This window comes from Pseudomonas graminis (assembly GCF_001705435.1).
In the GTDB taxonomy this organism is placed as follows: Bacteria; Pseudomonadota; Gammaproteobacteria; order Pseudomonadales; family Pseudomonadaceae; genus Aquipseudomonas; species Aquipseudomonas graminis_B.
Genome location: NZ_MDEN01000069.1, coordinates 872,675 through 884,545, shown reverse-complemented (window position 1 = coordinate 884,545; position 11,871 = coordinate 872,675). Strand labels below are relative to the sequence as shown.

The following is an 11,871-nucleotide window of genomic DNA, read 5'->3' as shown; positions in this document are numbered from 1 at the left end:
TATGGCCACTGCTTACGCTTGCGTCAGCGCCGCTACCTCCCATCCCTTACGTCAAGGCGACTTAACCGAACGCTTACTGTGCAAATGTGCTCCAAGGATTATGCCATTGCGACTGAGGCGTAGGCTGCCGCCTCCCACGCGGTGGTTCCAGTTTCCCGGAGCGGTGAGTCTGGTATCGCCACATAGGGCTCACAGGCTTTCTCAGGTGTCCGTATGGTGATCATGGGAGAAGGCTTCGGAGAAAATCTAAGATCGGTCTTTAGGCTTTAGCATTCTTGGCTTCACCCTCCCTTTCTTCACCGCCCCTTATCACTCAGTCAGTTAATTAGGGTGTAGCGCGATCGGATCACAATGTCCGTAGACCCTTGCACCGGTACCAGCCTTGTAAGGGCGCAAAAATCTGGGTGAAAAATGGAGGTAACGGCAAAACGTAAACCCCTTAGGCTCCGTATTCACTGAGACGTCTGAGAAGAGAAGACCTGAGCGCGTAGGGCCGCGAGGAGAAAATGCACGCTTAGGTTTACATCGGCCATGCGAAGGATCTTTTTTTGCAGAGGGGTTTACTTTTTCAAAACGCTCAATGCTATACTGAGATCAAGCAGCAAACCTCCCAATCCGGAAACCCTTGCAGTACGGGGCTTCTAGGCAACAAGATCATGTTTTTTCGGTAAGAAGGGTTGAACAGAACAGTGTTTACCTTCCTTACCAACCAAAATTAACGTCGCGGTAAATCGGTCGCAAAGCACCACGGCACCCCGCGCCAGCGCCGGGCGAATCAGGCCAGCGAGGTGTTGCGCGCGGGCGGCGAACATCAGCAGCAGCTCGGTATCCACAAACATCTGCTCGTGGCCGGGCGTCAACAGCAGCTCGCGAATGCGCTCGGCCAATGGCGTACCGCCGGGCTCGCGGGTCAGGACCACATCAATGCCTTCACTGCGCAGGCGCTCGGCCAGGTACTCGCGGTTGGTGCTTTTGCCCGCGCCTTCGGGGCCTTCCAGGGTAATAAACAAACCGGTCACGGGCAGTCCTTGGTGAGATTCATGGCGAGTGTGCTCGCGGTTGTCATTGGCCGGGGCCACTGGCCGGGGTCGACGGAGCCTCAGCGTCCGTCTGCGGCTTCGGCGGTTGCTCGCTCGCGCCCGGCTCTGCGTCCCTGGGTTCTGCCGCTTTGGATTCTGTTGGCTGCACATCAGCAGGTTTCGGATCTGTGGGCTGCTGCTCGGACGCGGGCTTATCGACGGCGTCCACGGGCAGCGCCGGTGCAGCGACAGGCGCCGGGCTGGAGCGGTAGTCCGCGCGACGCTTGAGCTGGAACGCCTTCACCGCCGCGTTGTGCGCATCCAGATCGGCGGAGAACACGTGACTGCCGTCCCCTCTCGCCACGAAGTACAGGCTGTTGCCGGCCACCGGGTGCATCGCCGCATGGATCGCTTCACGCCCGACCATCGAGATCGGCGTTGGCGGCAAGCCGGAGATGACATAGGTGTTATACGGCGTAGGCTCTTTCAGCAACGCCCGGGTGATCTTGCCGTTGTACCGGTCGCCGAGGCCATAAATGACGGTCGGATCGGTCTGCAGCAACATGCCCTGCTGCAAGCGACGCACGAACACGCCGGCAATCTGGCCGCGTTCCTGGGGCACACCGGTTTCCTTTTCCACCAGCGACGCCATGATCAGTGCCTGGTAAGGATCGGAGTACGGCACATCGGCAGCACGCCTCTCCCATTCCTCCTGAAGCACTTCATCCAGGCGGCTGTAGGCTTGTTTCAGCAACTCGACGTCGGTCATGCCGCGCACGTAGCGATAGGTGTCCGGGAAAAACCGGCCTTCGGGAAAGACGTCCGGATGCCCCAGCTTCGCCATAAGCTCAGGGTCGCTGAGATCGCTCGCCGTTTGCTCCAGCTTGACCTGTTTAGCCAGCGCCGCGCGCACCTGACGGAAAGTCCAGCCCTCCACCAGGGTGACGCTGTACTGAACCACTTCGCCTTTTTGCCAGAGATCGAGCAGTGACTCGGCGTTCATGCCTGGCGCCATACGGTATTCGCCACTGTGCAGCGACTGCCCTTGCAGATTGAAGCGCCAGTACAGCCGCAGCCAGAATGCGTCCTTGATGACGCCGTCGGCCTGCAGCCGATTCAGCACGCCGGTGGGCGAAGAGCCCGAGGGCACATCCAGCAGTTTTTCCTGGGTCAGATTGAGGGGCTGCCGCAGCGCGCTGTTCTGCTCCCAATAAGCCAGTCCCAGCAATAGCCCTGCCAGAACCACACCTGTTTCCAGCAAGACGAGTAATTTTCGGATCACGAATCAGATATCCAGAAGCCCGCGAACAAGGTGTTGGAGTTTACGGGTCAGCGGCCCAACCGGCCAGTTCAGATGCTCGACGCCGCGCACCGGCCAGATGCCGTACACGCTGTTGCAGACAAACACCTCATCGGCCTTTTGCAGGTCGGACATTTGCAGCTCCAGCTCGCGGGCCGGCATGTTCTCGCGCTCCGCCAGCGCCAGAATCTCGGCCCGCATCACACCAGCCACGCCACAGCGGCGCAGGTCCGGCGTCAGCAACACCCCGCCCTTGACCATAAACAGATTGCTGTAGACCGCCTCGACGATCCGCCCCGACACATCCCGCATCAGCCCTTCGGCGTACTCGGCACCTTGCCACTCCCCACGGGCCAGCACTTGCTCAAGGCGATTGAGGTGCTTGAGCCCGGCCAGCAGCGGCTGTTCGGCGAGGCGGGTCTGACAGGCGAACAGTTTGACGCCCTGCTCTGCATGGGCCTCGGGATACACCGGCAGCGCACTTGCCTGGAGGATGCGTCTTGGCTGTGCGTCCACAGCGGGTGCATAACCACGCACGCCGTCGCCACGGGTGACGATGAGTTTCATCACACCTTCACCCAACTGAGCGGCGAAGCGGCAGCACTCCTCCTCGACCAATGCCAGATCGAGGTTCAACGCCAGGCGCTGAGCACCCAGTGCCAGACGCTGCAAATGACGCTGGAAGAGCAATGGCTGTCCGGCCTTTACAAGGACAGTCTCGAAGAGACCATCGCCGTACGCCAACCCCCGGTCCTTGACGGCCAGGGAGTCAGCTGTAAGGCCATCGATCCAGCTCACGGTCATTCGGCGTACCGGCGGAAGACCAGCGAGCCGTTGGTGCCACCGAAGCCGAAGGAATTGGAAATCACCACGTCGATCGGCATTTTCCGCGGTTCGTGGGGAACGAAGTCCAAGTCGCAGCCTTCATCAGGCTCGTCGAGGTTGATCGTCGGTGGCGCGACCTGATCCTTGATCGCCAGCACACTGAAAATCGCTTCGATGGCCCCGGCGGCGCCCAACAGGTGGCCTGTCATCGACTTGGTCGAACTGACAGCCAGTTTGTAGGCGTGCTCGCCGAATACCTTCTTGATGGCGCTGACTTCGGCCAGATCGCCCGCAGGCGTGGAGGTGCCATGGGCGTTGATGTATTGCACGTCCTCGGGACGAATCTTGGCATCGCGCAGCGCGTTGGTGATGCAGCGCGCGGCACCGGCGCCGTCATCCGGCGGCGAGGTCATGTGAAACGCATCGCCGCTCATGCCAAAGCCGATCAGCTCGGCGTAGATGGTCGCGCCACGCGCTTTGGCGTGCTCGAGCTCTTCGAGGACCATGGCGCCAGCACCGTTGGACAGCACGAAGCCGTCGCGGCCCTTGTCCCAGGGACGGCTGGCGCGCGCCGGCTCATCGTTGCGGGTAGACAGCGCGCGCGAAGCGCCGAAGCCGCCCATGCCCAGGCCGCAGGCCGCCATTTCAGCGCCGCCGGCGATCATCACATCGGCTTCGTCGTACGCGATATTGCGCGCGGCCATGCCGATGCAGTGCGTGCTCGTGGTGCAGGCGGTGGCGATGGCGTAGTTGGGGCCCTGTGCGCCGAGGTGGATCGACAGGAACCCGGAAATCATGTTGATGATCGACCCCGGTACGAAGAACGGGGAGATCTTGCCCGGCCCCTGCTCATGCATCAGCCGGCTGGTGTTCTCGATGTTGGTGAGGCCCCCGATGCCTGATCCCATCGCCACGCCGACGCGCTCGCGATTGGTGTCGTCGATCTTGATACCGGAGTTGCGCACGGCCTGAAAGCTGGCAGCCAGCCCGTACTGAATGAACAGATCGAGTCTGCGGGCCTCTTTGGCCGACAGGTATTCCTCGACATTGAATCCCTTCACCGAACCGCCAAAGCGGGTGGTGTATTGGGACAGGTCCGTGTGTTCGATAGGCCCAATGCCACTCTGGCCAGCCAGAATGCCTTGCCAGGTGCTCGGTACATCCGTGCCCAAAGGCGTCAGCATACCCATACCGGTGACCACGACGCGTCTACGCGACACAGGACTCTCCTTTCTTCTATTGATGAAACGCTGCCCTATTCAAAGAAAAAACCGCACGCCAGGGGCAGTGCGGTTTCTCCAGGACAGCAAACTACGATTACAAAATCTTACGCCTGGTGGGCAGTAACGTAATCGATAGCCGCTTGAACAGTGGTGATCTTCTCGGCTTCTTCGTCAGGGATTTCGGTCTCGAATTCCTCTTCCAGAGCCATTACCAGCTCAACGGTATCAAGGGAGTCGGCACCCAGGTCTTCAACGAAGGAAGCACTGTTGGTGACTTCCTCTTCCTTGACGCCAAGTTGTTCGGCAACGATTTTCTTGACGCGCTCTTCGATGGTGCTCATACCGTGTTTTAACTCCTAGTGGACAAATTCAGGCAGCTGGCCGATGGGTAAGTGTATAGAAGAGGTTTTGCGCATTTCAAGCTAAACGCAATTCCCGCTACGCCCGACAGCCTTCCGCCCCTTAAAAGATTTCAGCTTTATAACGGATTTTAGACAGCCCGTATGACATTTTTTCGATACGACCGGTCACATGTACATGCCGCCGTTAACGGGGATTGTAGCCCCGGTCACGTAGCCTGCACCTTCCGAGGCAAGAAAAGCGACAACATGCGCGATCTCTTCTGCCTGCCCCAGTCGGCCCAGAGGAATCTGGGCCGTCAGGGAATCACGTTGCGCTTCTGGCAGCTCGCGGGTCATGTCGGTGTCGATGAAACCCGGCGTCACCGAATTGACCGTCACTGCACGCGACCCTACTTCACGTGCCAGGGCACGGCTGAAGCCTTCCAGACCCGCCTTGGCGGCTGCGTAGTTTACTTGACCTGCGTTGCCCATGGCACCCACCACCGAGCCAATGCTGATGATCCGGCCCCAACGCGCCTTGGTCATCCCGCGCAGGACGCCCTTGGACAGGCGGAACAGACTGCTCAGGTTGGTGTTGATGACGTCGTGCCACTCGTCATCCTTCATGCGCATCATCAGGTTGTCACGGGTGATACCGGCGTTATTGACCAGGATCAACGGCGCGCCAACGCGTTCGGTGATCTGGGCGAGCGCGGCGGCAACGGATTCGTCGCTGCCCACGTCCAGCGCCAGACCGAAGCCTTCGATGCCGCTTTCCTTGAAATAAGCGGTGATTTTCTCGGCACCGGACTCGGAAGTCGCCGTGCCCACGACGATGGCGCCGTTACGACCCAGTTCAAGGGCGATCGCCCGGCCAATGCCGCGGCTCGCGCCGGTGACAAGTGCAACTTTACCCTGACTCATGCAGGCGTCTCCTAATCAGGCCAGCGCCGCACGAGCGGCGGCGAAGGCGTCTGGGGTATTGAGGTTGTGGGTGGCCACGCCATCGGCGCAACGCTTGTTCAATCCGGCGAGAACCTTGCCCGGGCCGCACTCGACCAGTTGCAGGGCGCCCTGGGCGGCCAGCGTCTGGATCGATTCGACCCAGCGCACTGGCTTGTAGAGCTGCTGCAGCAGATCGGCTTTCAGCGTACCGAGGTCGGACACGACACTTGCGGTGACGTTCTGCACCAGCGGGATCTGAGGCACCTGCCAGTCAATGGCAGCGATCGACTCGGCGAAGCGTTCCGCCGCCGGGCGCATCAGCTCGCAGTGCGAAGGCACGCTCACCGGCAACGGCAAGGCGCGCTTGGCACCCTTGGCCTTGCAGATTTCGATGGCGCGCTCCACGGCGGCCTTGGCGCCGGCAATCACGACTTGTCCGGGCGAATTGAAATTCACCGCGCTGACCACGTCTCCCTGAGCCGCTTCGGCACAGGCAGCAATGACCACCGCATCGTCCAGGCCGAGAATGGCCGCCATGCCGCCCTGCCCCGCAGGCACGGCTTCCTGCATCAACTGACCCCGGCGCTCGACCAGCTTCACCGCATCGGCAAGGGTCAGGCTACCGGCTGCGACCAGTGCGCTGTACTCACCCAGACTGTGCCCGGCGACATACGCAGGGCGCACGCCGCCTTCCGCCAGCCACAGACGCCACAAGGCAATCGATGCGGTGAGGATGGCAGGCTGGGTTTTATCGGTCTGGTTGAGGCTCTCTTCCGGGCCCTGCTGGGTCAGCGCCCAGAGGTCGTAGCCCAGAGCAGCGGAAGCTTCTTTGAACGTCTCCAGCACCAGCGGATGCTGCGCGCCCAGCTCGGCCAGCATGCCGAGGGACTGCGAGCCCTGGCCCGGAAAGACAAATGCGACGGAAGCAGACATTAACAAGCCCCTGATTATTCTCGTCAAAATGAGCGTCCGGCGGGCCGAACGCGAGGTAATTCAATGTGTTGCGGTGGACAGTTGGATGACCACACGGTCACAGGCGTCACATTCTAGCCCAAGACTCGCACTGAAGCCCTAAAGCAGATCCTCAAGACGACCGCGCAAGCGCTGGGGCAGGTTTTCCTGAATCTCGATCAGTGCCCGCTGTATTGCGCTCTGGAAACCCTGGGCATCGGCCGAACCGTGGCTTTTCACCACAATGCCCTGCAGCCCGAGAAAACTGGCACCGTTGTGACGCGCCGGGGCCAGGTCGGCCTTGAGCTGGCCGAGCACAGGCCTTGCCATCAACCCCACCAGCCGCGACAGCACGTTGCGACGAAACAGCCCCTCGATGCGCTCGCCAATCATCAGCGCCAGGCCTTCGCTGGATTTCAGCAGCACATTGCCCACGAAGCCGTCACAGACCACGACATCCGCTTCACCCCGATACAGGCCATCGCCTTCGACAAAACCGATGTAGTTCAGCCCCGGCGCAGTCTGCAACAGACCGGCAGCCAGCTTGACCTGCTGATTGCCCTTGATGTCTTCGGTGCCGACGTTCAGCAGTGCGACTCTGGGTCGCACCACGCCCAGCGCCTCGGCCGCCACCGAACCCATCACGGCAAACTGATAAAGATGCTCGGCGGTGCAATCAACGTTCGCACCCAGATCCAGCAGCTGGCAATAACCGCCCCGGGTCGGCATCGCTGCCACCATGGCCGGGCGGTCGATGCCCGGCAAGGTTTTCAACACGAATCGGGACAGCGCCATCAAGGCACCGGTATTGCCTGCACTGACACAGGCGTGGGCCTTGCCCTCGGCGAGAAGCCCCAACGCGACACGCATCGACGAATCAGGTTTGCCCCGCAAGGCCTGGGACGGACGCTCGTCCATGGTGATGACTTCACCGGCGTGCACAACGTGCAGGCGCGAGCGATCGACACCGGAGTGGCGTGCGATGAGGTCTTCAAGAAGGGAGGATTGACCAACAAGGGTCAGGTGTAGCGAGGGGGTAGCAAGCAGGCAGGCGACGCAGGCCTGAACAATGCTGCGGGGACCGAAGTCCCCGCCCATTGCGTCGATCGCGATGACCGGAGCAGACAAGAAATTACTCGTCAGCGCCCTTGTCGATCACTTTACGGCCACGGTATACGCCTTCTGGCGATACGTGGTGACGCAGGTGAACTTCACCGGTGGTTTTTTCTACAGACAGAGTGCTAGCCTCGAGAGCGTCGTGGGAACGACGCATGTCACGGGCAGAGCGGGATTTTTTGTTCTGCTGAACAGCCATAATTGATTAACTCCTAAACGTTTGGGTCACGCTTTAACTGCGCCAATACACTGAACGGGTTGGACCGCGTTACCTCGTCCTCGCTCGGCTCGGACTCGTTGAGGTCCGCCGGCGGCTGGCATTCTTTCGGATCATGAGTTGGAACAATGGGCAAGGCGAGCAGAAGCTCATCCTCGATCAAAGCCAGCAGATCCATGGGATCTTCGCCGAGTTCCAGCACGTCATAGCCTTTCGGCAACGACTGGGTGTTTGCACCCTCCTTCACCACCGCATAACTGCATTCGCTGTGGATTGGAAAGGTGACCAGCTCAAGACAACGCTGGCAAACCATTTTGACTTCAACGTCAATTGCACTGTGGATAACCACAGCGCGCTGCTCGTCTCGCTCAAAAACGAATTTCGCCTGCACCGTACCGAGATTGTCAGCAAGCGGGTCGCAGAGTCTCTCCAAATCAGCCAGCAGCATCTCTCCCTGAAGAGTAGTGCCACGATCAGCTAATTTGCGCGGGTCAACGTGAGGTGGAATCGGGTCATTCAACATAGGCGCAGCATTCTAGGGACGACCCTTGCGACTGTCAAAGGAAATTCAGGCCTGTTCGCAACCTGAGCCGCTGATTACACTCGACTTTCATGTTACGGAGCCACCCATGCTGCCTCTACTCCTTGCTTCCAGCTCGCCCTACCGCCGCGAATTGCTGAATCGCCTGCGGTTGCCATTCGTCTGCGCGTCGCCCGACATCGATGAAAACCGTCGGCCAGACGAGCCGGCAATCGACCTCGTGATTCGCCTGGCGCGCGAGAAAGCCATGGCACTCGCTGAGCAATTCCCCGACCACCTGATTATCGGTTCAGACCAGGTGGCCGTGCTTGGCGAGCAGATCCTCGGCAAGCCGCACACGTTCGACCGCGCGCTGGCACAGCTGAAGGCGAGCAGCGGCAACAGCGTCAGCTTCCTCACCGGCCTTGCGCTCTTCAACAGCCGTACGGGTGAGTGCCAGGTTGATTGCGTGCCTTTCACCGTGCACATGCGCCAGCTGGACGACGCCCGCATCAGCCGCTACCTCCACGCCGAGCAACCCTACGATTGCGCAGGCAGCTTCAAGGCCGAGGGACTGGGCGTCAGCCTTTTCCGCAGCACCGAAGGCCCGGATGCGACCAGTCTGATAGGCCTTCCTTTAATACGCCTGGTGGACATGCTGATGAACGAAGGCATCGAGCTGCCCTGACCTCGATAAAAAATAGATGCGAAAAGCCCGACCAATGGCCGGGCTTTTCATCACATCAACACTGTAGCGATCAGCGCAGGGACGGCCCTTTGAAGCCTGCCCACATCGCGATCTGCTCAGCGACGCTGGCGCCCATCTTTTTCGAGAAGCGATCGAATGGCGACTCTTTAACCGTGTAATCGACCATCTCTTTCTCGCCAATGATGTCGCGCGCCACATAGCTGGCACTGCCAAGACCATCGACCAGCCCCAGGCCGACTGCCTGCTCACCGGTCCAGACCAGGCCCGAGAACAGCTCCGGATGGTCCTTATCTTTCAGGCGATCACCGCGGCCCGCTTTTACGCTGGCGATGAACTGGTTGTGGGTGGTGTCCAGGACACCCTGCCAGAAAGCGGTCTCGTCAGGCTTCGGCGGCTGGAACGGGTCAAGGAAGGCCTTGTGCTCGCCCGAGGTGTAGGTACGACGGTCAACACCCAGCTTCTCCATCGTGCCGACAAAACCGAAACCGGCCGCCGTGACACCGATAGAGCCCACCAGACTGGCCTTGTCCGCGTAGATCTGGTCGGCGGCGCTGGCGATGTAATACGCACCAGACGCGCCAAGATCAGTGATCACCGCATATACCTTGATGTTCGGCTTCTGCGCACGCAGACGGCGGATTTCATCGTAGATGTAGCCGGACTGCACCGGACTGCCGCCCGGGCTGTTGATGCGCAGAATCACGCCCTTGGTTTTTTCGTCTTCGAACGCGGCCCGCAGGCTGCCAACGATATTGTCGGCACTGGCGGCCTCGGTGTCGGCGATCATGCCCTTCACTTCGATCAGCGCGGTGTGGCTGGTGCTGCGTGAAGCGCCCTTGCCGAAATCCATCAGCGGCGAGAACAACGCCAGCGCGCCGAACAGATAAAGAAAGGTCAGGGATTTGAAGAAGATCCCCCAGCGCCGAGACCGACGCTGCTCCTGCACGCTGGCGAGCAGGGTCTTTTCCAGCAGTTTCCAGCTCTTTGCATCCCCTGCGTCGTCGCGCTCTGGCGAAGACGGAGATTTCCATTCGTCCGACATAGATCAGTTACCCCAACAACGAAGTTTCAGCAGTCCGCGCACCCAACCAGGTGCGCAATTCGGAAAAGTGTTCGATCGCCAGACGCGGCCGGTATTGAAGCAGCGAGCCAAGCGCTTGCGCGCCATACCCAACCGCCACCGAATCCATCCCGGCGTTGCGCGCCATGAGCAGATCGAACGAAGCATCGCCAACCATCAGCGCCCTTTCGGGCCTGACGCCGCAATGCTGCAGGATTTCATTGAGCATCAGCGGATCGGGCTTGCTGGCCGTTTCGTCCGCTGCGCGCGTGGCGTCGAAGAAGTCGAGCCAGCCGTGGGCCTTGAGGACCCGATCCAGACCACGCCGGGCCTTGCCTGTGGCGACCGCGAGGCGATAGCCCTCGGCACGAAACACCTCCAGCGACTCACGCACCCCGTCGAACAGCTTCGAAGGCTCAACGTCCATGGCCATGTAACCGTCAGCGTAGTGCTGGCGGAAAACGATCAGGTCGCTGTCGGTGATGTCCGGGTACAGCGTGCGTATCGCCTCCGGCAAACCCAGTCCGATGATGCCCTTGATTGCGTCATCATCACGCACCGGACGACCGGCAAGGCGCGCGGCGGCCTGCATCGAATCGACGATACGACCGACGGAATCGGACAGCGTGCCGTCCCAGTCGAAGATCAGCAGTTCGTAATCAGGGCGCAAGCAGCAGTCGCTCCACGGTCTTGGCCCACATCTCGTCGACGGGCGCTTCGAGCTTCAGCTCGCCGCCATCCGGCAGCGGCACCGTCAGGGCGTACGCATGCAGAAACAGGCGCTTGCCGCCGAGGTCACGGATTTCGCGACTGAAATCCTCGTCACCGTATTTGGGGTCACCGGCAATACAGTGGCCGGCATGCAAAGCGTGAACGCGAATCTGGTGGGTACGGCCAGTGATGGGCCGGGCTTCGACCATGGTGGCGAAGTCTCCGAAGCGACGCAGCACCTTGAACAGGGTCAGCGCCTCCTTGCCTTCATCATTGACCTCGACCATGCGCTCGCCGGAGCGAAGGTTGCTCTTGAGCAACGGCGCACGGACCTGCTTCTGGGCGGTCGGCCAGTTTCCGCGGACCAGCGCCATGTAGCGCTTGTCCACGCCATCGCCGCGCAACTGCTCATGGAGATGACGCAACATGCTGCGTTTCTTGGCGATCATCAGCAGCCCGGAGGTGTCACGGTCCAGGCGGTGGACCAGCTCCAGCTCCTTCGCATCGGGCCGCAGCTGACGGAAGGCTTCGATGACGCCAAAACTCAAGCCGCTGCCGCCGTGAACCGCGATGCCCGCAGGCTTGTTGAGGACGATCAGGCCTTTGTCTTCGTGGACAATGGCGGCCTCGAGGCGCTGCAGCAGACCTTGGGCAACCGGCACAGGCTCGTCGCGCTCAGGCACGCGAACGGGTGGCACGCGCACGACATCGCCTGCCTGAAGCTTGTACTCGGGCTTGATCCGCCCCTTGTTCACACGCACTTCGCCTTTGCGCAAAATGCGGTAAATCAAGGTCTTGGGAACGCCCTTGAGGTACGTGATCAGAAAGTTATCGATGCGTTGACCGGCAAATTCCGGCGCAACCTCTACCAGCCGGACGCCGGGGGTTGGGGGGGTGAGATTTGTCATGGCGCAAATCATAACAATTTTTTATG

13 protein-coding genes and 1 pseudogene are annotated in these 11,871 nt (G+C 60.6%); 1 reads left to right on the top strand and 13 read right to left on the bottom strand.

What is annotated here, in order from left to right; all coding sequences use genetic code 11:
• Window positions 1–725 precede the first annotated feature (725 nt).
• The 10 genes and pseudogenes from tmk to BBI10_RS26175 all read right to left on the bottom strand — a co-directional run.
• Window positions 726–1,019, bottom strand: a pseudogene (gene tmk / locus BBI10_RS26220) (dTMP kinase); the annotation flags it as partial.
• A gap of 43 nt (window positions 1,020–1,062) precedes the next feature.
• Window positions 1,063–2,301, bottom strand: a complete 1,239-nt coding sequence (mltG, locus tag BBI10_RS26215) for an endolytic transglycosylase MltG (RefSeq protein WP_065993136.1) — start codon at window positions 2,299–2,301, stop codon at window positions 1,063–1,065.
• A gap of 3 nt (window positions 2,302–2,304) precedes the next feature.
• A complete protein-coding gene (gene pabC / locus BBI10_RS26210; RefSeq protein WP_065993134.1) occupies window positions 2,305–3,123 on the bottom strand; it encodes an aminodeoxychorismate lyase in 819 nt (272 codons plus the stop codon).
• Window positions 3,120–4,364 (bottom strand): beta-ketoacyl-ACP synthase II, encoded by a 1,245-nt coding sequence (fabF, locus tag BBI10_RS26205; RefSeq protein ID WP_065993132.1) that lies wholly within the window; start codon window positions 4,362–4,364, stop codon window positions 3,120–3,122. Before fabF ends, pabC begins: the two co-directional genes overlap by 4 nt.
• Window positions 4,365–4,471: 107 nt before the next feature.
• On the bottom strand, window positions 4,472–4,708 hold the full coding sequence (acpP, locus tag BBI10_RS26200; RefSeq protein ID WP_016973676.1) for an acyl carrier protein: 237 nt from the start codon (window positions 4,706–4,708) through the stop codon (window positions 4,472–4,474).
• Between the two features lie 186 nt (window positions 4,709–4,894).
• Window positions 4,895–5,632, bottom strand: coding sequence for a 3-oxoacyl-ACP reductase FabG (gene fabG / locus BBI10_RS26195; RefSeq protein WP_065993130.1), 738 nt, complete (start codon window positions 5,630–5,632; stop codon window positions 4,895–4,897).
• Window positions 5,633–5,647: 15 nt separating this feature from the next.
• Entirely contained in the window at window positions 5,648–6,586 is a 939-nt protein-coding gene (gene fabD / locus BBI10_RS26190) for an ACP S-malonyltransferase (protein WP_065993128.1), read from the bottom strand.
• Between the two features lie 138 nt (window positions 6,587–6,724).
• On the bottom strand, window positions 6,725–7,732 hold the full coding sequence (gene plsX, locus BBI10_RS26185) for a phosphate acyltransferase PlsX (RefSeq protein WP_083233271.1): 1,008 nt from the start codon (window positions 7,730–7,732) through the stop codon (window positions 6,725–6,727).
• A gap of 4 nt (window positions 7,733–7,736) precedes the next feature.
• Window positions 7,737–7,919, bottom strand: coding sequence for a 50S ribosomal protein L32 (gene rpmF / locus BBI10_RS26935; protein WP_003179396.1), 183 nt, complete (start codon window positions 7,917–7,919; stop codon window positions 7,737–7,739).
• Between the two features lie 13 nt (window positions 7,920–7,932).
• Window positions 7,933–8,460, bottom strand: a complete 528-nt coding sequence (locus BBI10_RS26175) for a YceD family protein (protein WP_065993122.1) — start codon at window positions 8,458–8,460, stop codon at window positions 7,933–7,935.
• 106 nt (window positions 8,461–8,566) lie between these two features.
• On the opposite strand from BBI10_RS26175, the gene BBI10_RS26170 reads away from it, so the two are divergent.
• Window positions 8,567–9,145, top strand: coding sequence for a Maf family protein (locus tag BBI10_RS26170; protein WP_065993121.1), 579 nt, complete (start codon window positions 8,567–8,569; stop codon window positions 9,143–9,145).
• A 70-nt stretch (window positions 9,146–9,215) separates the two neighbouring features.
• On the opposite strand, the gene sppA is transcribed toward BBI10_RS26170, so the two are convergent.
• The 3 genes from sppA to rluC are packed head-to-tail and all read right to left on the bottom strand — an operon-like array spanning window position 9,216 to window position 11,845.
• Window positions 9,216–10,208 carry a signal peptide peptidase SppA gene (sppA, locus tag BBI10_RS26165; RefSeq protein ID WP_065993120.1) on the bottom strand — a complete coding sequence of 331 codons (993 nt, stop codon included), beginning with the start codon at window positions 10,206–10,208 and terminating at the stop codon, window positions 9,216–9,218.
• A gap of 7 nt (window positions 10,209–10,215) precedes the next feature.
• Window positions 10,216–10,896, bottom strand: a complete 681-nt coding sequence (locus BBI10_RS26160; protein WP_065993119.1) for an HAD-IIIA family hydrolase — start codon at window positions 10,894–10,896, stop codon at window positions 10,216–10,218.
• Window positions 10,886–11,845, bottom strand: coding sequence for a 23S rRNA pseudouridine(955/2504/2580) synthase RluC (rluC, locus tag BBI10_RS26155; RefSeq protein WP_065993118.1), 960 nt, complete (start codon window positions 11,843–11,845; stop codon window positions 10,886–10,888). The genes BBI10_RS26160 and rluC overlap by 11 nt, the downstream gene beginning before the upstream one ends.
• Window positions 11,846–11,871: the final 26 nt, after the last annotated feature.